This is a genomic window from Brevundimonas sp. S1H14, from assembly GCF_047716865.1.
Classification (GTDB): Bacteria; Pseudomonadota; Alphaproteobacteria; order Caulobacterales; family Caulobacteraceae; genus Brevundimonas; species Brevundimonas naejangsanensis.
Genome location: NZ_CP136679.1, coordinates 711,711 through 732,201 on the forward strand (window position 1 = coordinate 711,711; position 20,491 = coordinate 732,201).

Consider the following 20,491-nt stretch of genomic DNA (forward strand, 5'->3'; position numbering starts at 1 on the left):
CGCAGCACCGGTCCCGACACGCTCCGGCGCGGCGGTTTTTGACGGCCAATTGCGGCGCAATTGCGGCGAATGAGATCAGTGGCTGTATCGATAGTGGATAAGGCGCAAATGGGGCCAGTCTATCGCCGGTCGGTCTCAGACTATCATGACTATATCATATCAGTATTTGGCTGATTTGAGTTCTATACTTTGACGTGTGTCTGTGTCGTTAACGACTTGATCGTGGCTGCTAACACTTTATTGGCAAGAAAAGCTGGCGATGACGCCAAGATAACGGCGGCGTGATCGGCGCTGCGGCTGTCGTCCGCGGCGGGTAGAGGCGGGCGCGGGAATGGGATAAGCCGTCGTTTCCCCTTCTGAAATTTCCGATGGCGCCGCCCCATGAACCGACAAGTCAAACGACTGATGATTTCCGCCGCCGCCCTGATGCTGGTCGCGGCGCCCGCCGTTCAGGTCGAGGCCTGGGGCAGTTCGGGCCACCGGATGATCGGCGTGGCGGCGATGCGCCATCTGCCGGGCGATCTGCCCGCCTTCCTGCGCACGGCCGGGGCCGCCGCCGACGTCGGCGAATACTCGCGCGAGCCTGACCGCTGGAAGGGCGCCGGCCAGCCGCACGACCGCGAGCGCGACACCGCCCACTTCGTCGACATGGATGATGAGGGCCGGGTGATGGACGCGCGCGGCATGACGATGACCGATCTGCCGCGTCTGAAGTCGGAATACGACGCCGCCCTGATCCGCGCCGGTCTGGACGTGGATAAGGCGGGCTATCTGCCCTACGCAATCATGGACGCCTGGCAGAATCTGGAGCGCGACTTCGCCTATTGGCGCGTGCTGAGCGCCGCCGAGGCGCGCGAGCCGGATCTGGCGAGGCAGGCTTGGTATCGCGCCGACCGCGAACGTCGCGAGCAGCTGATTCTGCGCGACATCGGCGTGCTGAGCCACTTCGTCGGCGACGCGGCCCAGCCGCACCACACGACCATCCACTTCAACGGCTGGGCGGGCGAGACCAACCCTGAAGGCTTCACCAAATCGCGCCGCACGCATGGCGACTTCGAGGGCGCCTTCACCAGCCGGACCCTGCGTCTGGAGGCGGTCGAGGCGGCGATGGTTCCGATGAGTATCGAAGGCTTTGACGTGCGGGCGAGGACGGCTTCGCACCTGAACGCCAGCCTGGCGACGGTCATCCCCTTCTATCGGATGGAGAAGGCGGGCGCATTCAAGGATACGGACCCGCGCGGCGCCGTCTTCGTCAATGAGCGGCTGGCGGCCGGGGCGTCGGAACTGCGCGACTTCGTGTCGGCCGCCTGGCGCGTCTCGGCCAGCAGCAGCATCGGCTGGCCGGCGGTCAAGGTCGCCGAGGTCGAGGCCGGGCGCGTTGATCCGTGGGCTTCTATGGTCGGCGAGGACTGACGCAGGCGTAGGGCGATTGGCTCAGGACGATTGATTCAGCACGATTGATTCAGGCGGCGGCAGGCGGCACACCGGATCGGTGAAACAGAGCTTGATCATTGATTGCGACCCCGGCGTGGACGACGCCACCGGGTTGCTGACCGCCTTCGCCTCGCCTGACCTCGACCTGCTGGCCGTGACCACGGTCGGCGGCAACGTCAGCGCCGCCAAGACCGCGCGCAACGCCCGCATCCTGCGCCAGATCGCCGGGCGCGAGGACGTGCCGGTCTATCGCGGCGCCGAACGGCCCTTGCGCCGCGCCCCGGCAGGCGCGGGCGAGTTTCATGGGGCTGAGGGGCTGGGCGACCTGACGCCGTTCGAGCCTGTCGCCCCGGTCGCCGAGGGCACGGCGGCGGGGGCCATCGTGCAGCAGGTGATGGCGCGCCCGGCGGGCTCCGTGGCGCTGGCGATCATGGGGCCTATGACCAATCTGGCGCTGGCCATGCAGGCTGAACCGGCGCTGGCGGCGCATCTGGGGCCGGTGGTGGTCATGGGCGGGGCGCGCGCAGAGGGGGGCAACATCACAGCCTCGGCCGAGTTCAATATCTGGGCCGACCCGGACGCCGCGGCCGAGGTCTTCGCGTCCGGTTGCCGCATGATCGTCATGGGGCTGGACGCCACCCATCAGGTGCGGGCGACCGAGGAGCGAATCGCGGCGATCGAGGCCCTGCCCACGGCGTCGGCTCGCACGGCTGCGGCGATGCTGCGTTTCTCCCAGCGGGTGGAGCGGCAGATCGTCGGCTGGGACGCCGGGCCTCTGCATGATCCCTGTACTGTCGCCTGGCTGCTGAAGCCGGAGCTGTTCGAACTGGCCCCCTGCCGCATCGCGGTGGAGACCGAAAGCGCGTTGACCCGCGGCCACACGGCGGTCGAGTTCCGCGTCGATGCGGCGACGGCGAACCATTTCTGGGCGACGAAGGCCGATGCGGCCGGAATCTTCGCCCTGATCACCCAGTGTTTGGGAGAAGGCGCATGAGGATCACCGTCGTCGGCTCGATCAATCTGGATATTGTGGCGGCTGCGCCGTCCCTGCCTGCGCCGGGCGAGACGGTGACGGGGGCGACCCTGTCGCGTCATCCGGGCGGCAAGGGCGCCAATCAGGCGCTGGCGGCGCGCAGGCTGGGCGCGGAGGTCAATCTGATCGGGCGGGTCGGCGACGACGAGATGTCCGGTGCGGCGGTCGCCCTGATGCTGGCGCACGGCGTCGACCTGTCGGGAGTGGAGACGGACATCGCCGCGCCCACCGGCGTGGCTCTGATCACCGTCGATCCGACCGGCGAAAACCAGATCGCCGTGGCCGCCGGCGCCAACCACTTCGTCACGCCCGAGCAACTGCCTGCGCGAATCGAAAGCCCGCTGATCGCTCAACTGGAGCTGCCGATCGAGACAGTCGAGGCGGCCGTCGGCCGTGCGACGGACTTCGTCTGCGTCAACTTGGCGCCCGCCGCGCCGGTGTCGGAGGCCCTGTTGCGCCGTGCCGACCTGCTGGTGGTCAATGAGACTGAGGCCGCCTTCTATGGCGACGCCCTGCACGTCGGCGGCGGCATGGTGGTCGTGACCAAGGGCGCGCGCGGAGCGGTCATGTATCGACGCGGGGTCGAGATGGCCTGGGCCACGCCGCCGCGCATCACGGCCGTGGACGCGGTCGGAGCGGGGGACGCCTTCGTCGGGGCGATTACGGTTGCGCTGCTGGAGGGCATGGCGCCGAACGATGCGCTGCATTTCGCCTGTGCGGCCGGTGCGCTGGCGGCGACCCGGGCGGGGGCGCAGCCGTCGCTGGGCGACCGCGCTGAAGTCCAGGCCCTGATAGCTCAGGGCGCCGCGTAAGGCTCAGTCCCGGTCGTACAGACGCATGATCGCCAGGGCGCCCACCGTTGTCAGAACCCCCAGGGCGAAGGCGCCGACCAGGGAGCTGGTGGCCGCGGCGGTGGAGACCGTCACCGGCCGTTTTGCGTACCATTGCACGATCTCGCCCGCATTGGCGTGGTCGATGCCTTCATCATAGGCTTCGTCCAGATAGGTGTCGTCAGCGGCGGCCATCGGCGTCTCCCAATCATGCCCGCGGTTAATCCCCGGCGCGGTCCGGCGGTTCCCCTCAGGTGACAGAAGGGAGTCTGTCCATTAAAGGACCTGCCCCAACTTACAAATTCCTGTCGGGTGAGACCATGGCCGGCCATTCGAAATTCAAGAACATCATGCACCGCAAGGGGCGCGCCGATGCCGTGCGCTCCAAGCTCTTTTCGCGTCTGTCACGGGAAATCACCGTGGCGGCCAAGTCGGGGATGCCCGACCCGGCGATGAACCCCCGGCTGCGCCTGGCGGTAAACAACGCCAAGGCCGAATCGATGCCGAAGGACAACATCGAGCGCGCCATCAAGAAGGCCTCGGGCGGCGAAGTCGATGCGATGGAGGAAATCCGCTACGAGGGCCGCGGCCCCGGCGGCGTCCAGGTCATCGTCGAGGTGCTGACCGACAACCGCAACCGCGCCGCCTCGGGCGTGCGCTCGGCCTTCGCCAAGAATGGCGGGGCGCTGGGCGAATCGGGCTCGGTCACCTTCATGTGGGATCGGGTCGGCAAAATCGACTATCCGGCCGAGGCGGGCAGCGAAGACGCCGTCATGGAGGCCGCCATCGAGGCGGGCGCCCAGGACGTCGAGAGCGATCTGGTCAAGCCGGACATCTATGAGGACGCGCCGGGCCACACCATCTGGACCGCCTTCGAGGACCTGAACGAAGTCGCCGAGGCCATGTCCAAGGTGCTGGGCGATCCCAAATCGACCGCCATCGTCTGGAAACCTCAGTCGGAAATCGACCTGGAAGGCGATTCCGTCGGCGTCCTGTTCAAGCTGCTGGACGCGCTGGACGCCGAAGACGACGTGCAGCAGGTCTATTCCAACGAGAATGTCTCGGACGAAGACGCGGCGAAGTTCGCGGGCTGAATCCTGTTCAGCTGCAGTCGGCTGTCCACTCCGCATCCGGCTCGGCGGCTCTGAGGCCGCTGAGCGTCGGGATGTGTCTTTCCGCATCCGCCGTGATCGTCAGGCTGGACCAGGCGCTGCCAGTCGGCGCTTCACGGCGATAGACGGTCATAGCGAAGGGGACGCGCCCCGCCGCCTCTACGCGATAGACGGTGTTGGATTCTCCGGCGCCGAAGGCGTAGCAGCCGATCGGCATGACCACGGCGTCGCGCGTCCGTAAGGCTTCGACGATCTCATAGGGCACGGGTTCGCCGACGGCGGTCCAACCCAGTTCCAGCAGGGTGGTCGGCCCGCGTCGGGCCACGACCTTTACCGGGCCGAGCGCGCCCTCGAACGCCTGGGCGTCGGGGCGGGCCGGCAGCCAGCGCACCCCTGTCGCCCGCGCCTTGACGTCGGCGGGATCGAGCGCGGCGGGAGCGCCCTCGGCGAACGGAGACAGGATGGCGTCGACCAGGGGGTTTGAGCGCGTCACCGCCGGCCAGGTTTCGGCGCAGTAGGACGCCGCCCAGTCGGCCCCAGGGTTCTGAGCCAGGGTGCGCTCGCGACAGCGGCTGAGGAAGTGATCGCGAGCGTCCTGGGGCGCGGCGACGGGCGCGCTCAGGGCCGCCCCGGCGACGATCAGGCTGAGACCGGCGGCGAAAAGAAAGCGGCGCATGACACGAGGAGACATGGAAAGGCTCCGACGTTTGTTCCCCGAATGACATTATGCCTGAAATATCGCCGTTGCGGGAGTCCGGCGGAACCCGCCCGCGCCGCCAAGGCTTCTAGAGGCTCAAGCCTTGCCGCCAGGAGCCTTGCGCGATGGACATCACCCAACTGATCCTCGACGACCACGCCGAACAAAGACGGCTCTTCTCCCTGGTCGAAGAGATCGGGGCCGACGATGTTGAGGCGCTGGAGGCGGTCTGGGGGCGGCTGTCGGCCTTTCTGGACGCTCATGCCGAGGCTGAGGAACAGCATTTCTATCCCGAACTGCTGAAGCTGGGCGAGGGCGCCAATGACGCCGAGGACGGCACGGTCCAGGGCGAGACCGAGGACGCCATCGAGGATCACAACAAGCTGCGCGACGCGGTCAAGGCCGTGGCCAGGCACAAGGTCGGCAGCAAGGCGTGGTTCAAGGCGGTAGGCGAGGCCAATGTCGTCAATTCCAAACACATGGGTGAAGAGGAGCGGCAGGGACTGACTGATTTCCGCCTGAACGCCGACCTGCAGACCCGGCACGAATTGGGCGTGCGTTTCGCCGCCTTCCAGGCGCGTCACATCAACGGGGTGAAGCCGGTCAACAAGGACCCGGAAACCTACGTCGAGAAACATGGCTGACGCCGCCTGGGTGGAGACCTTCCTGCTGCCTATCGCGGGGGCCCTGATAGCCGGCGGGATGATCGGGTTTGAGCGCGAATGGCGGGGCCGGCCGGCGGGGTTCCGCACCCACATCCTGGTCAGCCTGGCGTCCTGCCTGCTGATGCTGGCGGCGATGACACAAGCCGACTGGGCTTTCCGCGCCTTGCCGGACGAGAACATCGTCACCGACCCGACCCGCATGGCCCACGGGGTGCTGACGGGGATCGGCTTTCTGTGCGCGGGGGTCATCTTCCGCACGGGCTTCTCCATTCACGGTCTGACGACGGCGGCTTCGCTGTGGATCACCTCGGCCATCGGCCTGCTGTTCGGGGCGGGGCTGTTTGGTCTGGGCGCGGCGGGGACGGTGATTACGGGCCTGATCCTGATCTCGCTCAGGGTGGTGAACGCTCGCCTGCCTGATCGCACCCTGGCGGACGTGGAGGTACGATGGCGCCGCGACGCCCCCTCGCCGGAGGCGGAGGTCGAAGCCGCTCTGCGCGCCGTGGATCCCGCTCCTGCGACCGATCGATTTGAGTTGATCGACGACGGCGCCGTGGTGCGCCGCAGCTGGCGCGTCCGCATCGAGGGCGAGCCGCAGCTGAAGACCCTCGCAGCCCAGCTGTCGGCCATGCCTTCCGTCTGCGGCTATGTGCTGGATCCGCGCGACGACTGACGACTTGCCGGGCGCCCCGGCGCGGTTCAACCTGAACGGTCGTTGGAGCGGTTGTGACATGGCGATTGACTGGGGCGTGACGCATTGGGGCGTCGAGGATCTGAGCCTGCTGGCGCCGGCGGCGGCCGCCATGATCGCGGGCGGCCTGATCGGGATCGAGCGGACCTATCACGGCCATCCGGCGGGGTTCCGCACCCATATCCTCGTGTCCATGACCTCGTGCGTCCTGATGCTGGCGGCCATGCATCAGGCCAGTTGGGGGTTCGTCGCCCTGCCTGAACAGCGTCTGGTGATCGACCCGACGCGGATGGCGCACGGCATACTGACCGGCATCGGCTTCCTGTGCGCCGGGGTGATCTTCCGCGAGCGGTTTTCGGTCCATGGCCTGACCACGGCGGCGTCCCTATGGACCACCTCGGCTATCGGGGTGATGTTCGGCGTCGGCCTGTGGAAGCTGGGCCTGATCGCGGCTGGGGCGACCCTGCTGGTGCTGGCCATCCTGCGCTTTCTGGATGCGCGCCTGCCCCACGTCGGCGTGTTGGACGTCACCCTGCGCTGGACGCGCGGTGCGGCCCCGGACGAGAAGGTTCTGCGCGCCCTGCTGGCCGACAATGGCTTGCGGCCCACCCGCATCGGCCATGTCGTCAGCCCCGATGGCCTGATCCACGAACAGTACGTCAAGGCGCGCGGCCCCATGCCGCTGAAGGTCGACGCCCTGTCCAGCGTCCTGGCCGAACAGGCAGGCCTGGCGGGCTTTTCGGTCATGCCCAGAGACGACTGAGCGGACGAGCGACCTTCTGACAAAACGCCCGGTCATTGTTCGCTAACCCTCTTTGGGGCAATAGGAACGGATGGCGAACGAAACGACTCGGATTCTGGGGCTGGACCCCGGCCTGCGCCGCACCGGCTGGGGCGTCATCGAAAGCGAGGGCAGCCGCCTGCGCTGGATCGCGCACGGCGTCGTCGCGCCGAATGAAAAGGCGCCTTTCTCCGAACGGCTGCTGCATCTGCTGGAACAGGTGGGCGAGGTCTGCGCCGCCTATAGTTGCGACGAGGCGGCGATCGAGGAGGTCTTCGTCAACGTCAATCCGGCCTCGACGCTGAAGCTGGGCCATGCGCGAGCGGCGGTCATGCTGGCCCCGGCGCGGGCGGGTCTTTCCGTCGCCGAATACGCCCCGACCCTGATCAAGAAGGCGGTGGTGGGCGCAGGGCAGGCCGACAAGAGCCAGATCGCCTTCATGGTGAAACGGCTGCTGCCCGCTTCCGGCGATGTGAAGGCCGACGCCGCCGATGCGCTCGCCGTGGCCGTCACCCACGCTCACCATCGCCGGTTCAAGGCTGTTGCGGTGAGGGGCGCGGCATGATCGGGCGTCTGCGTGGGATTCTGGCCGAGGTCGGCGAGGCGGAGTGCCTGATCGACTGCGGAGGCGTGGGCTATGTCGCTGCCTGCGGGGCGCGGACGCTGGGCCGCCTGCCGGCGCTGGGCGATGAGACCACCCTGTTCATTCACAGCCAGTGGAGCCAGGATCAGGGGCCGCGTCTCTATGGCTTCCTGACCCGAGACGAGCGCAAGGTCTTCACCCTGCTTCAGACCATTCAGGGCGTGGGGCCGAAGGCGGCGCTGGGGGTGCTGGATATCCTGCCTCCCGCCGAACTGGCTGCCGCCGTCGCACGCGAGGACAAGGCCGCCGTCGGCCGCGCCAACGGCGTGGGCCCCAAGCTGGCCCTGCGCATCGTCACCGAGCTGAAGGGCAAGAGCCTGACCGACGGCGTCTTCGCCCCGACCGCGCCGGGCGTCCACGCCGAGGCCGCCGTCATCGCCCCGCCGCCGCCCAGCGTTACGGGCGAGGCGGTCGCGGCCCTGCTGGGTCTGGGCATCGCCGAGGTCAACGCCCGCCGCGCCGTCGATCACGCCCTGATCAAGCTGGGCGAAGACGCCGAACTGCCGCTGGTCATCCGCACGGCCCTGCAGGAGCTGGGACGATGAGGGCCGCCGCATGACCGACGACCGCATCATCTCGCCCGCGCCCGCGCCCGGCGAGCAGCACGACCGCGCCCTGCGGCCCCAGACCCTGTCCGAGTTCGTCGGCCAGTCGGCGGCCAAGGGAAATCTGAAGGTCTTCATCGACGCCGCGCGCGGCCGCTCGGAGGCGCTGGACCACGTTCTGCTGTTCGGGCCTCCGGGGCTGGGCAAGACGACGCTGGCGCAGATCGTGGCGCGCGAACTGGGCGTGGGCTTCCGCGCCACCTCCGGCCCCATTCTGGCCAAGGCGGGCGATCTGGCGGCCATCCTGACCAACCTCGAACCGCGCGACGTCCTGTTCATCGACGAGATCCACCGCATGGCCCCGCAGGTGGAGGAGATCCTCTATCCGGCGATGGAGGACCATGTGCTGGACCTGATCATCGGCGAGGGGCCGTCGGCGCGCAGCGTGCGCATCGACCTGGCGCCCTTCACCCTGGTCGGGGCGACGACGCGGGCGGGCCTGCTGGCCACGCCGCTGAGAGACCGCTTCGGCATTCCGCTGCGGCTGGAGTTCTATACGCCCGAAGAGCTGACGGCGGTGATCCGGGGGGCGGCGCGCAAGATGGGCGCGGCCATCACCGAGGATGGGGCGATGGAGATCGCGCGTCGCGCGCGCGGCACCCCGCGCATCGCCGGGCGCCTGTTGCGCCGGGTTCGGGACTTCGCCGATGCGGAAGGGACCCCTATCGACCAACTGGCCGCAGCGCGGGCGCTGGCGCGGCTGGAGGTGGACGAGGCAGGGCTGGACAGTCTGGACCGCCGTTTCCTCAAGGCCCTGATCGAGAATTACGGCGGCGGGCCGGTCGGCATGGACACCCTGGCCGCCGCCATCGCTGAGGCACGCGACGCGGTCGAGGACGTGATCGAGCCCTATCTGCTGCAACAGGGCTTCATCCAGCGCACGCCGCGCGGCCGCATGGCCTGCGCGCGCGCTTATGAACATCTGGGGCTGGAGACGCCGCAGGCGCAGCCCGCCGCCCCGGACCTGTTCGGCAAATAGGCCGCGACTCTTTCGCAACAGGGCTTCACCTCGGCGGCGAAGCCGGTCATCCTCCAGCTTCCCAGAAGGAGGCGGTTTTGGTCCAGCCCCGCAGGATGAACCGGATGATCATCGCGCTTGGCGCGGCTGTCGTGGTGCTGGGCGGGTTCAGCCTCTATGCCGTCAATCAGGGCGCGCGCTTCGGGCCGCGTCAGACCACGCCTGCGGAGCGGGCCCTGTCTCAGGTGCGCGAGCAGATGGGGGCCGAAGCCGAGGTGCGCTATGTCGAGGCCGGGCGCGGCCGGGCGGCCTGCGGCTACGCCGGGCTGAAGGGCCGCAAGGAGGCGGTGGCCTTCGTCTCGCGGCCCAACCGCATCCTGATGAGCCACGATCCGCTGACCGGCGAGTTCGCGACGTTGAAATCGCGCTATTGTCCCGGCTTCGACGCCCCTGTTCCCGCCGCCGGCAAGAGCTGACCGACCATGACCGATCAACCCAGCGCGGGCCGTTTCGACGGCCGCGATCACCTGTTGCCCGTGCGCGTTTATTACGAAGACACCGACTTCACCGGCCTGGTCTATCACGCCAACTATGTCCGCTATTTCGAACGGGGGCGGTCGGACTTCCTGCGTCTGGCCGGGGTGGGACATGCGGACCTGCTGGAGCAGGAGGAACCGCTGGCCTTCGTCGTCTCGGACCTGGCGATCAAATATCTGAAGCCGGCGCGCATCGACGACGCCCTGGTGGTGCGCACCCGCTATGAGGCGATCAAGGGACCGCGCCTGATCATCCGCCAGACGGTCGAGCGGGACGGGGAGGCCTTGTGCCGGGCGGATGTCGTCGCCGTCTGTATCCACCTGGACGGGCGCCCCCGGCGGCCGACCAGACGGCTGGTGGAACTGGTGACGCCCTGGCTGTCGGGGGAGGAATAGGCGCAACTTCTCCCTCCCCTTCATGGGGAGGGTGGCTGAGGCGAAGCCGAAGCCGGGTGGGGGCGGCTTGGCTGTTCACGCGCCGCGCCTTGCATCACCCGGCCCTCCCCACCCGGTCGCTGCGCGACCACCCTCCCCATGAAGGGGAGGGAGAGGTGAGGCGCTTGTTTCCTCAATAACGATGTTGTCACCCTTTCGCCTGATGACGCAGGCCGCGACGCCGGTTAGACCGCCGCCATGAAACCGCCACGTCCGCCCGGTGCAACTGGCGGACTGATCGGACCCTTCGCCAAGGACCACGCATGACACCGCCCGTCGACGCCTCCCTGCTGAACCCCATCGAGCTGTTCATGACTGCCGACTGGGTGGTGAAGACGGTGATGATCGGCCTGGCCGTGGCCTCGGTCTGGTCGTGGACCATCATCATCGACAAGGCGGTGCGTTTCTCGCGCATGAACGCTCGGGCGACCGCGTTCGAGCAGCAGGTCGAGGGCGGGCGTTCGCTGGAAGAGGTCGCCGCCCAGGCCGGGCCGCAACCGGCCGATCCCCTGCCGCGCATGTTGGTGCTGACGCTGCAGGACTGGCGCGAGGCGCGCGCGCGGGGCGCCATGACAGATACGCAAGGCTCCATGCTGATCGCCCGCATCGACCGCGCCCTGGATTCCGTCATCGCCCGCGAGAGCCAGAAAATCGAGAACGGTCTGGGCGTGCTGTCGGTGGTCGCCACCGCTTCGCCTTTCATCGGCCTGTTCGGCACGGTGTGGGGCATCATGAACGCCTTCGACAGTATTGCGGCGGCGGGCAACACCAATCTGACGACCGTGGCCCCGGCCATCGCCGAAGCCCTGTTCGCCACGGCCATCGGTCTGGCGGCGGCCATTCCGGCCTATATCGCCTTCAACGCCTTCTCGGTGTCGGCGGGCAAGTTCACCGGGCGTCTGGAGGCCTTTGCGGACGATCTGCAATCGGCCATCGCCCGCCGTCTGGGCGCGCCGTCGACCCCGCCGCCTCCGCCCCCGCCGCCGTCGGCCGACCTGAACCTGCGCCGGGGCGCCTGATCCATGGGCATGGGTGCTGCAGGAGGCTCCAGCGGCGGGCGCGGCCGTCGCCGCGCGCGCAAGCGTCCGCTGAGCGAGATCAACGTCACGCCTCTGGTGGACGTCATGCTGGTGCTGCTGATCATCTTCATGATCTCGGCGCCGCTGCTGACGGTCGGGGTGCCGCTGGAACTGCCCAAGACCGAGGCCAGCGCGGTCGAGACGACCGACAAGCCCGTCACGGTCAGCATCGACCAGAACGGCGCCATCTTCATCGGCGAGAGCGAGGTCCGCTGGGAGCAACTGGCCCTGCGAGTGGCTGAAGAGGGCGGCGACAAGGCGCGCGAGAAGCCGATCTTCATCCGCGCCGACGGCCGCGCGCCGTATCAGGCCGTGGCGCGGGTGATGGCCCGCCTGTCGGCCTCGGGCTTCTCCAAGCTGAACCTGATCACCGACACCGCCGCCGACGAGCCGACGGAGGGCTGACGGACCTTGCGCCGCCCCAGTCCCGCCATCCTCGGCTCCATCGCCCTGCACGCGGGGGTGGTGGCGCTCGCCCTCGTGTCTTGGTCGTCGAAGGACGAGTTGAAGCCGCTGGTGAACTCGGTGCCGGTGTCGATTATCTCGGATATCGAGATCGCCGCCGCCCCGGCTGACAATCCGCAGGAAGAACCTTCTCCTGACGACGGCGAGACGGCCCCGGTCGAGACCTTGCCGGAACCGACGCCGCCAGAACCTGAGCCGACCCCGCCCGCGCCACAACCTCAGCCGCGCCCGACGCCGCCGGCGCCGCGCCCGACCCCGACGCCGCCGCAGAAGAAGGCCCCTACGCCTGCGCCCGCGCCGACGCCGCGCCCGACGCCGACCCCGCCGGAAAAGAAGGCGCCGACCCCGCCGCCTCGACCCACGCCCGCTCCGCCTGAAAAGAAGGCGCCCGCGACGCCTGCGCGTCCTGCCCGTCCGGCGCCGGGTCTGGACCTGGACGCCCTGGCGGGACCGCCGCGCCCGACCCAGAATCCCGGCCGCCCGGCGGCGGGCCAGCAGGGAGCTGGCTCCGCCCCACGCGCCACCGGCCCGCAGTTGGCCGCCCTGGGGGCCCAGGTGACGCCGAACTGGAACATCAACTGCGACATGCCGGGCATGGATGATCTGGTCATCCGCGTGACCGTGCGCCTGAGCGCCGACGGCCAGATCATCGGCACGCCGCGCCTTCAGGACGTGCAGAACGATCCGACGTGGAGAGCCGCGTCCGACGCCATGCAGCGCGCGCTGCGGGCGACCTCGCCCTTCACCGTGCCGGACGGCTTCCAGGCTCAGGAAGTGCCCTTCCGCTTTGAAACCAAACGTCAATGCGGGAACCGTTAGGGGCGCGAGCCGTCTATCACCCCAAAGTCGCCCAAATCCTTGTGAAGCTGGCGATTGTCGGTCGCGCCGATGCTATGAAGGGCGACCGGGCCCGACCCTGTCACGATCTGCGAAGGAATGACCCATGCGCCTGAACCGCTTTCTCGCCTCGGCCGCCGCGCTGGCTTTGACCGCCCCTCTGGCGCTGGGCGGATCGGTGCAGGCCCAGTCGATGGCCCAGTCGACGGCGCCCTCGTCGGCACCGATGCAGGACGTGGTCGTCGATGAGGGCGTCCTGCGCCCGCTTCAGATCGCCGTCGTGCCCTTCACCGGCCAGAACGGGTCGCAGATTTCGAGCGTCATCAGCGGCAACCTGAAGCGGTCGGGCTTCTTCGATCCGCTGAACCCGGCCAGCTTCGTCGAGACGGGCCTGACCCTGGCCAATGCGCCGAACTTTCCGCAGTGGACCTCAATCGGCGCCCAGGCGGTGCTGTACGGCGGCGTGACGCCGCGCGCGGACGGGCGGATCGACGTAGGCTTTCGTCTGTACGACCCCTATCGCCAGTGCCAGCTGGTCTCCTACCAGTTCACCGCCACATCGGAGCAGTGGCGCCGCATCGCGCACAAGATTTCGGACGTGGTCTATCAGCGTCTGACCGGCGAGGCGGGCTTCTTCGATTCGCGCGTTCTGTTCGTGTCCGAAAGCGGCACCCAGCTGAACAAGCTCTCGCGCCTGACCATCGTCGATCAGGACGGTTACAACCCCGTCTTCCTGACCCAGGGCGACGAGGTGATCATGTCGCCGCGCTTCTCGGCCTCCAATCCTGACGAAGTGACCTATGTGGCGCTGGGCAAGGACTACAGCCGCATCTACCTCTACAATCTGTCGACCGGCCGCCGCGAAAGCCTGGGCGAGTTCGACGGTCAGGTGCTGGCGCCGCGTTTCTCGAACGACGGAACCAAGATGGCCTTCTCCATCATCCGGCACGGCAACACCGACGTCTATGTGATGAACCTGCGCAGCCGCCAGCTGTCGCGCCTGACGACCGATCCGGGCATCGACACCTCGCCCTCGTTCAGCCCTGACGGCAATCAGATCGTCTTCACCTCGGACCGTTCGGGCTCGGCGCGGCTCTACACCATGCGGGCCGACGGCTCGGGCCAGCGCCCGATCAGCCGCGGCGGCGGCATCTACACCGCCCCGGCCTGGAGCCCGCGCGGCGACCTGATCGCCTTCACCAAGCAACAGGGCGGCCGCTTCCACATCGGCGTGATGAAGTCCGACGGCACCGGCGAGCGCATCCTGTCGTCCTCCTATTTCGAGGAAGGCCCCTCCTGGGCGCCGAACGGCCGCTATATCGCCTTCGCGCGTCAGAGCCCGGGCGGGGACACCCGTCTGTGGACCGTAGACCTGTCGGGCCGCGTTGTGTCCCAGGCGGGCTACGACGGGCGCGGTTCGGACCCGGCGTGGTCGGGATTGCTGGACGCCCCGCCGGTCAATCTGGGCATCGGCCAGGGTCCGGATTCCTGCTCGGCGTAACGCGGATTCGCCGTCGCTGCATCTTCAGCGGAGCCATTGCCGTAAACTGTGCGTTATCCCGCTAGCGTAACGCTGCATAGCGCTGTAGCAGCCGTCAAATACAGCTAAGCTAGAGGCATCGGCCTCGAACCGAATGAGAAGGAGAATTACATGAACGCCTCCACCCTGATCCGGCTCGCCGCCGTCGGCGTCGCCGTGACCTCGCTGGCCGCTTGCACCAAGCCCAAGGTCGAGCCCGCCGTCCCGACTGAAACCCCGCCGCCCGCCACCGGGCCTCAGTATCCGACCGCGCCGAGCACCCCGGTCACGGGCGGCAACGTCGGCGCCGCCGCGCCGGGTTCGGAACAGGACTTCGTCGTCAACGTCGGCGACCGCGTCTACTTCGACCTGGATTCCTATTCGGTGCGGGCTGAGGCCCAGCCGCGTCTGGACGCCCAGGCCGCCTGGCTGGCCCGCTACCCGCAGGTCACCGTGCGCATCGAAGGCAACGCCGACGAGCGCGGCACGCGCGAGTACAACCTGGCCCTGGGCGCCCGTCGCGCCGAGGCCGTGCGCTCGTACTTGATCAGCCGCGGCGTCGCCGCCGCCCGCATCGACACCATCAGCTTCGGCAAGGAGCGTCCGATCGCTGAGGGCTCGAACGAGTCGGCCTGGGCCCAGAACCGCAATGGCCGCACCGCCATCGTGTCGGGCGCCCCGCGCTAAACATCAGGCGAAAAACTGACGGATCGAGGCGTCGGCGCAAGCCGGCGCCTCTTTTCTTTGCGCTTTCCAGGGATCAAAGTCCGCACCGAATCGGGGAGAAAGTGCATGGATCTGGAGGCGGCAGGCGGGGCCATGACGGCAGGCGTCATCGCTGGAGCGATCGAGAAGCCGACCGGTCAGGCGGGCCAGCCTCACGGCGTCTGCGCCGACTGCGGGGCCGAGGTCACGGGGAGGTTTTGCTCCAACTGCGGACAGGCGGCCCATGTCCACCGCACCCTGCTGCATCTGGGCGAAGAACTTCTGCACGGGGTCATGCACTTCGACGGTCGCCTCTGGCGCACCCTGCCGCTGTTGATCGTCAATCCGGGACGGCTGACGCGCGAGTGGGTTCAGGGCAGGCGGACACGCTATGTCTCGCCACTGGCGATGTTCCTGTTCACCCTCTTCGTGATGTTCTTCGCCCTCAGCTTCATGCCGCATCAGGAAGTGACCCTGCCGTCTCTGCCGCAGCAGATCGAGGCCCAGAAGGAGGCGATAGCCGAGGCGGAACAGGTCGCAGCGGCCGCCCGTAAGGAAGTCGATACGGCTGCCGCCGCGATGCAGCCGGCGGACGGATCGCCCCCGGCGTTCAACAGCGGCGCGCGGGCGGGCGCCGCCGCCGGCGTTCTGGCCGGAGCCGAAGCCGGCGTCATCGCTGAGAAGGCCAAGCTTGAACGCCTGCAGAAGGACGCGGTCGAGGGCCGCAAGGACGGCCTGGACTCGGGCAGTTGGCAGGCTCAGGTCGCCGATCTGGCCGCCAGCGTCGGCACGGATGGTCAGACCAACGGCTTGACCAAGACGGTGGCCAAGAAGCTGAAGAACCCGGATCTGGCGCTCTACAAGCTGCAGCAGACCATTTATAAATTCGCCTTCCTGCTGGTGCCGCTGTCGATCCCGTTCGTGGCCCTGATGTTCCTGTGGAAACGGGGTTTCACCCTGTATGATCACGGGGTGTTCGTTCTCTATTCCCTGACCTTCATGTCGCTGCTGCTGATGGCGGTGGTCGTGGTCGCGACGACGCTGAAGGGAGCGGGCGCAGCGGTCGGCACGATCGCGGCGCTGATCGTCCCCGTTCACATGTTCGCCCAGTTGAAGGGCGCCTACAGTCTGTCGGTCTTCTCGACCCTGTGGCGGACGGCGGTGCTGCTGATCTTTTGCGAGATCGCGGCGACGTTGTTCATCGTCTCCATCATCTATCTGGGCCTCGGACATTGATCGGGGCCTTGCCGTCGCCGCAAATCGGTGGGACGACAGAGCCATGCTGAAGACGCCATTCCGCCTCACGAAACCCGCTGTCCTGACGGCGCTCGGCCTGACGTTGATCGGGGGCGCCGTCGTCGCCCAGGTCCAGCCGATGGAGCCGATCCAGTGGGACAAGCGCCGCCTGGACCAGTTGGACCGCAACGTCCGCCGTCTTGAGCGCGCCCTGACCCAGCGCAACGCCGCCGGCCAACCGGTTCTGGTCGAGCTGGACCCCGAGGTCGTGGCCCTGCAGGGGCAGGTCTCGATCCTCGAGCGCCGTCTGGGCGACGTGGAGCAGACCTTCCAGCGCATGAACGCCGACAGCGAGCGGCTGACCTTCCAACTGGACGAGGCGACGCGCGAGAATACGCAGTTGAGCCGCCGCCTGCGCGATCTGGAAGGCCGGGTCGAGCGCGCCGAGAAGGCTGCTGAGGAAGCCGCTGAACTGAACGGCCCAATCGTCGCTAACTCGCCGACCGGCGACGCGGCGCAGGACCTGCAGGCCGCCATGCGTCTGGCGGGCGAGGACGCCGTGCGCGGCGGGCGCGCCCTGGAGACCGTCATCGTCACCTGGCCGAACACGCCCCAGTCGCGTGAAGCCAACAGCCGCCTGGGCGACCTGCACGTCGCCGCACGTGACAACGCTTCGGCGGTTCAGGCCTACGCCGCCGCCCTGAACGGCTGGCCGCGCACGCCGTGGGCGCCTGAGACGACGCTGAAGCTGGCCGAGGCCCTGCGCGCCACCGACCGCGCGACCCAGGCCTGCGGCGCCCTGACCGAGTTCGGTCGCCGCTACGCCGAGGCGGCCACGGCGGCGCAGAAGACCCGCGCGACCCAGCTGCGGACGCGCGCCAGCTGCAGCTGATGGGCGACCTGACCAGTCGGGTCTTCGCCCGGCTGGACGCGCGCCTGAACCATATTGGACCCGAGCCGGTCGCCCTGGCCCTGTCGGGCGGGGGCGACTCCATGGCCCTGCTGGACCTTGCCGTCGCTTGGGCGAAGGCGAGGAGACGGCGGCTGCTCGCCCTGACGGTCAACCACAATCTCAATCCCGACAGCGCGGCCTGGACCCGGTTCGCGGCCGAGGCTGCGCGCGTGGCGGGCGCCGACTGGCGCGGCTTGCTCTGGGCGCAGGCGCGAGGCGGCGCCGGGCTTCCGGCGCGCGCGCGGGCGGCCCGCCACGCCCTGCTGGCCGAGGCCGCGCGGGATGCGGGGGCGCGCGTCATCCTGACCGGTCACACGGCCGATGACGTGGCCGAGGGCGAGTGGATGCGAGCCGAGGGCGCGACGCTGGGGCGCCTGCGCGACTGGTCGGCGTCGCCCGCCTGGCCTGAGGGGCGCGGACTGATGCTGCTGCGTCCGGTGCTGGAGGAGCGGCGTGACGCGCTAAGGGATCATCTGCGCGCGCGCGGGGCCTCATGGCTGGAGGACCCCGCCAACGCCGACCTGCGCTTCGGCCGGGGGCGGGCGCGGGCGGCGCTCGACAAAACCCCGCCCCGCCCGCCAATGGAAAGGCAGAGGGCTGATCCGCAGGTCGCCCCCGGTTTGTCGCCGTGCGGGCAGGACCTTGCCTGGGCCGGGGTGCTGACGCTGCCCCGCGACCTGCCCGGATCGACGCTGGCCGCCGTCCTGCTGTGTGCGGGCGGCAGCGTGACCCCTCCGCGCGGAGGCCGGTTGGCGGCTCTTCAGGGGCGGCTGGCGGCGGGCGAGGATTTCACCGCCGTCCTGTGCGGCGCCCGCATTGAGGCGTCGGGCGCCCTTGTCCGGGCGATGCGGGAGCCGGGCGAATGGCGGCGCCATCCGGTCGCGCCCCTGGACCTGACGCCGGGTCGCGCCGCCGTCTGGGACAGTCGGTTCGAGATCGTCACGGACAGGCCCGGCCTGCGCGTCGAGGCGGCGGCCGGGCGGCTGGCGCAGTTGTCCGATCGGGAAAGGGCGGCCTTGTCCGGTCTGCCGCCCGCCGCCCGCGCCGCCGCGCCGGTGTTGATCGACGGGTCGGGGCAGGCGCAGCTGGCCTGGCGCGGGGCCGATGTGCGGGCGCTGGGCCTGCGCCGTCTGGCGCTCGCCTCGGCGGTTTTTACGGGCGAAACGACGCAGGAAGACGGACTCTTTCAAACCCTTCATGGCGAAACGCCGCCGTCTGACCTATTTTCAGACGAAGACTGCTGATCGACGGGCCCAGCGCGGCCCTGTCGAGGAACCGAGGACCGAATGAACCTGCGCAATTTCGCCATCTGGGCCGTGATCCTGTTGGGACTGGTGAGCGTCTACGCCGCGATCAGCCAGAACGGCGGCCCGGCCATGCCCGGCGCCAAGGAAGGCGCTGCCGGACGCCCTGAGACCCTGACCTATTCGGAGCTGATGACCGCCGTCGAGGCGCAGCAGATCAAATCCGTGGTCGTGCGCGGCGACGCCATGACCGGCGAGAAGAAGGACGGCGTCAAGTTCAACGCCGTGACGCCGGTGCCCAACGTCGACCTGCTGAACCAGATCCGCACCAGCGGCGGCGACGTCGAGGTCAAGAGCACCCGCCAGCCGTGGTGGTCGGGCCTGCTGGGCCTGCTGTTGCCGGTGGCGCTGATCGTCGCCTTCTGGTTGTTCATCATGAACCGGATGCAGGGCGGGGCGAAGGGCGCCATGGGCTTCGGCAAGTCCAAGGCCAAGCTGCTGACCGAGCACAAGGGCCGCAAGACCTTTGACGACGTGGCCGGCGTGGATGAAGCCAAGGACGAACTGCAGGAGGTCGTCGACTTCCTGAAGGACCCGGCCAAGTTCCAGCGTCTGGGCGGCAAGATCCCCAAGGGCGCCCTGCTGGTCGGTCCTCCCGGCACCGGCAAGACCCTGCTGGCGCGCGCGGTGGCGGGCGAGGCGGGCGTGCCCTTCTTCTCGATCTCGGGCTCGGACTTTGTCGAAATGTTCGTCGGCGTCGGCGCCAGCCGCGTACGCGACATGTTCGAACAGGCCAAGAAGAACGCGCCCTGCATCATCTTCATTGATGAGATCGACGCCGTCGGTCGTCACCGGGGCGCAGGCCTGGGCGGCGGCAACGACGAGCGCGAGCAGACGCTGAACCAGCTGCTGGTCGAGATGGACGGCTTCGAGGCGTCCGAGAACATCATCCTGATCGCCGCGACCAACCGTCCCGACGTGCTGGACCCGGCCCTGCTGCGTCCGGGCCGCTTCGACCGTCAGGTCGTGGTGCCCAACCCCGATGTTTCGGGTCGCGAGCGAATCTTGCGCGTGCATATGAAGGACGTGCCGCTGGCCGCTGATGTCAACGTCAAGACCCTGGCGCGCGGCACGCCGGGCTTCTCGGGCGCGGACCTGGCCAACCTGGTCAACGAAGCGGCCCTGATGGCGGCCCGAAAGGACCGCCGCATGGTCACGCACCGCGACTTCGAGGACGCCAAGGACAAGGTCATGATGGGCTCTGAGCGCAAGTCCATGGCCATGAATGAGGAAGAGCGCCGCCTGACCGCCTATCACGAGGCCGGTCACGCCATCGTCGCCATCAACGTCAAGATGGCCGACCCGGTGCACAAGGCGACCATCGTCCCGCGCGGCCGGGCGCTCGGCATGGTGATGCAGCTGCCGGAGGGCGACCGCTATTCCATGAAGTTCCAGCAGATGATCGACCGCATCGCCATCATGGCGGGCGGCCGCGTCGCCGAGGAGCTGATCTTCGGCCCGGAAAGCATTACCTCGGGCGCCAGTTCGGACATCGAACAGGCGACCAAGCTGGCGCGCGCGATGGTGACGCGCTGGGGCTTCTCGGAGCGTCTGGGCACGGTGGCCTATGGCGAGAATCAGGAGGAGGTCTTCCTGGGCCATTCGGTGTCGCGCAGCCAGAACGTGTCTGAAGAAACAGCCCGCATCATCGACGAAGAGGTCCGCCGCATCGTTACTGAGGGCTGGGAAGAGGCTCGCCGCATCCTGACCGACAAGGCGGGCGACCACGAGAAGCTGTCCCAGGCTCTGCTGGAGTACGAAACCCTCTCGGGCGACGAGATCAAGGACCTGCTGGAAAACGGCCAGCCGCCCAAGCGGGATGAGGAAAACGACACGGTCGTCGGCCCGTCGCTGTCGGTTCCGGCGACCCCGGAAGACGAACCGGCGAAGCCGGTCGAGCCGGCTCACGCCGTCTAGGAGACTTTCGTCCAGCCACGAAAACGGGGCGCGTCCGATAGGGCGCGCCCCTTCTTT

Annotated in this window: 23 protein-coding genes; 21 read left to right on the forward strand and 2 right to left on the reverse strand. The window is 68.5% G+C overall.

What is annotated here, in order from left to right:
• Window positions 1-381: 381 nt before the first annotated feature.
• The 3 genes from RSD66_RS03435 to RSD66_RS03445 all read left to right on the forward strand — a co-directional run bounded on the left by RSD66_RS03435 (window position 382) and on the right by RSD66_RS03445 (window position 3,279).
• On the forward strand, window positions 382-1,413 hold the full coding sequence (locus RSD66_RS03435) for a S1/P1 Nuclease (RefSeq protein WP_415288994.1): 1,032 nt from the start codon (window positions 382-384) through the stop codon (window positions 1,411-1,413).
• Between the two features lie 91 nt (window positions 1,414-1,504).
• On the forward strand, window positions 1,505-2,428 hold the full coding sequence (locus RSD66_RS03440) for a nucleoside hydrolase (RefSeq protein WP_415288995.1): 924 nt from the start codon (window positions 1,505-1,507) through the stop codon (window positions 2,426-2,428).
• Window positions 2,425-3,279 (forward strand): ribokinase, encoded by an 855-nt coding sequence (locus tag RSD66_RS03445; protein WP_415288996.1) that lies wholly within the window; start codon window positions 2,425-2,427, stop codon window positions 3,277-3,279. The genes RSD66_RS03440 and RSD66_RS03445 overlap by 4 nt, the downstream gene beginning before the upstream one ends.
• 3 nt (window positions 3,280-3,282) lie before the next feature.
• On the opposite strand, the gene RSD66_RS03450 is transcribed toward RSD66_RS03445, so the two are convergent.
• A complete protein-coding gene (locus RSD66_RS03450) occupies window positions 3,283-3,492 on the reverse strand; it encodes a hypothetical protein (RefSeq protein WP_003170082.1) in 210 nt (69 codons plus the stop codon).
• Window positions 3,493-3,617: 125 nt separating this feature from the next.
• Here RSD66_RS03450 and RSD66_RS03455 point away from each other — a divergent pair, with 125 nt between their 5' ends.
• Window positions 3,618-4,391 carry a YebC/PmpR family DNA-binding transcriptional regulator gene (locus RSD66_RS03455; protein ID WP_415288997.1) on the forward strand — a complete coding sequence of 258 codons (774 nt, stop codon included), beginning with the start codon at window positions 3,618-3,620 and terminating at the stop codon, window positions 4,389-4,391.
• Window positions 4,392-4,398: 7 nt separating this feature from the next.
• Here RSD66_RS03455 and RSD66_RS03460 read toward each other — a convergent pair whose 3' ends face one another.
• Complete coding sequence (locus RSD66_RS03460; RefSeq protein WP_415288998.1) at window positions 4,399-5,100, reverse strand: hypothetical protein; 702 nt, start codon at window positions 5,098-5,100, stop codon at window positions 4,399-4,401.
• A gap of 131 nt (window positions 5,101-5,231) precedes the next feature.
• On the opposite strand from RSD66_RS03460, the gene RSD66_RS03465 reads away from it, so the two are divergent.
• From RSD66_RS03465 to ftsH, 17 genes are all read left to right on the forward strand, one after another.
• On the forward strand, window positions 5,232-5,750 hold the full coding sequence (locus tag RSD66_RS03465) for a hemerythrin domain-containing protein (RefSeq protein WP_119412718.1): 519 nt from the start codon (window positions 5,232-5,234) through the stop codon (window positions 5,748-5,750).
• The gene (locus RSD66_RS03470; RefSeq protein ID WP_415288999.1) at window positions 5,743-6,444 is read left to right on the forward strand and encodes an MgtC/SapB family protein; all 702 of its coding nucleotides are present in this window, start codon (window positions 5,743-5,745) and stop codon (window positions 6,442-6,444) included. Before RSD66_RS03465 ends, RSD66_RS03470 begins: the two co-directional genes overlap by 8 nt.
• A gap of 58 nt (window positions 6,445-6,502) precedes the next feature.
• A complete protein-coding gene (locus tag RSD66_RS03475) occupies window positions 6,503-7,225 on the forward strand; it encodes an MgtC/SapB family protein (protein WP_415289000.1) in 723 nt (240 codons plus the stop codon).
• Window positions 7,226-7,295: 70 nt separating this feature from the next.
• Complete coding sequence (ruvC, locus tag RSD66_RS03480) at window positions 7,296-7,808, forward strand: crossover junction endodeoxyribonuclease RuvC (protein WP_003170091.1); 513 nt, start codon at window positions 7,296-7,298, stop codon at window positions 7,806-7,808.
• Window positions 7,805-8,431 carry a Holliday junction branch migration protein RuvA gene (gene ruvA, locus RSD66_RS03485; protein WP_415289001.1) on the forward strand — a complete coding sequence of 209 codons (627 nt, stop codon included), beginning with the start codon at window positions 7,805-7,807 and terminating at the stop codon, window positions 8,429-8,431. The genes ruvC and ruvA overlap by 4 nt, the downstream gene beginning before the upstream one ends.
• Window positions 8,432-8,441: 10 nt before the next feature.
• A complete protein-coding gene (gene ruvB / locus RSD66_RS03490) occupies window positions 8,442-9,470 on the forward strand; it encodes a Holliday junction branch migration DNA helicase RuvB (protein ID WP_415289002.1) in 1,029 nt (342 codons plus the stop codon).
• A gap of 104 nt (window positions 9,471-9,574) precedes the next feature.
• Window positions 9,575-9,925, forward strand: a complete 351-nt coding sequence (locus RSD66_RS03495; RefSeq protein WP_346524427.1) for a hypothetical protein — start codon at window positions 9,575-9,577, stop codon at window positions 9,923-9,925.
• A gap of 6 nt (window positions 9,926-9,931) precedes the next feature.
• Window positions 9,932-10,381 carry a tol-pal system-associated acyl-CoA thioesterase gene (ybgC, locus tag RSD66_RS03500; protein WP_119412724.1) on the forward strand — a complete coding sequence of 150 codons (450 nt, stop codon included), beginning with the start codon at window positions 9,932-9,934 and terminating at the stop codon, window positions 10,379-10,381.
• 302 nt (window positions 10,382-10,683) lie between these two features.
• Window positions 10,684-11,439, forward strand: coding sequence for a protein TolQ (tolQ, locus tag RSD66_RS03505; RefSeq protein WP_024353645.1), 756 nt, complete (start codon window positions 10,684-10,686; stop codon window positions 11,437-11,439).
• A 3-nt stretch (window positions 11,440-11,442) separates the two neighbouring features.
• Entirely contained in the window at window positions 11,443-11,904 is a 462-nt protein-coding gene (locus tag RSD66_RS03510) for an ExbD/TolR family protein (protein WP_119412725.1), read from the forward strand.
• A 6-nt stretch (window positions 11,905-11,910) separates the two neighbouring features.
• Window positions 11,911-12,783 (forward strand): hypothetical protein, encoded by an 873-nt coding sequence (locus RSD66_RS03515; RefSeq protein ID WP_415289003.1) that lies wholly within the window; start codon window positions 11,911-11,913, stop codon window positions 12,781-12,783.
• Between the two features lie 124 nt (window positions 12,784-12,907).
• Window positions 12,908-14,302 carry a Tol-Pal system beta propeller repeat protein TolB gene (tolB, locus tag RSD66_RS03520; RefSeq protein ID WP_346524431.1) on the forward strand — a complete coding sequence of 465 codons (1,395 nt, stop codon included), beginning with the start codon at window positions 12,908-12,910 and terminating at the stop codon, window positions 14,300-14,302.
• Window positions 14,303-14,452: 150 nt separating this feature from the next.
• Window positions 14,453-15,007 carry a peptidoglycan-associated lipoprotein Pal gene (gene pal / locus RSD66_RS03525; protein WP_024353641.1) on the forward strand — a complete coding sequence of 185 codons (555 nt, stop codon included), beginning with the start codon at window positions 14,453-14,455 and terminating at the stop codon, window positions 15,005-15,007.
• A 105-nt stretch (window positions 15,008-15,112) separates the two neighbouring features.
• On the forward strand, window positions 15,113-16,261 hold the full coding sequence (locus tag RSD66_RS03530; protein ID WP_415289004.1) for a DUF3667 domain-containing protein: 1,149 nt from the start codon (window positions 15,113-15,115) through the stop codon (window positions 16,259-16,261).
• Window positions 16,262-16,304: 43 nt separating this feature from the next.
• Window positions 16,305-17,153 carry a tol-pal system protein gene (locus tag RSD66_RS03535; protein ID WP_415289005.1) on the forward strand — a complete coding sequence of 283 codons (849 nt, stop codon included), beginning with the start codon at window positions 16,305-16,307 and terminating at the stop codon, window positions 17,151-17,153.
• Window positions 17,153-18,457: a tRNA lysidine(34) synthetase TilS gene (tilS, locus tag RSD66_RS03540; protein WP_415289006.1), complete on the forward strand. Its 1,305-nt coding sequence runs from the start codon at window positions 17,153-17,155 to the stop codon at window positions 18,455-18,457. Before RSD66_RS03535 ends, tilS begins: the two co-directional genes overlap by 1 nt.
• Window positions 18,458-18,499: 42 nt before the next feature.
• Complete coding sequence (gene ftsH, locus RSD66_RS03545; RefSeq protein WP_415289007.1) at window positions 18,500-20,434, forward strand: ATP-dependent zinc metalloprotease FtsH; 1,935 nt, start codon at window positions 18,500-18,502, stop codon at window positions 20,432-20,434.
• Window positions 20,435-20,491: the final 57 nt, after the last annotated feature.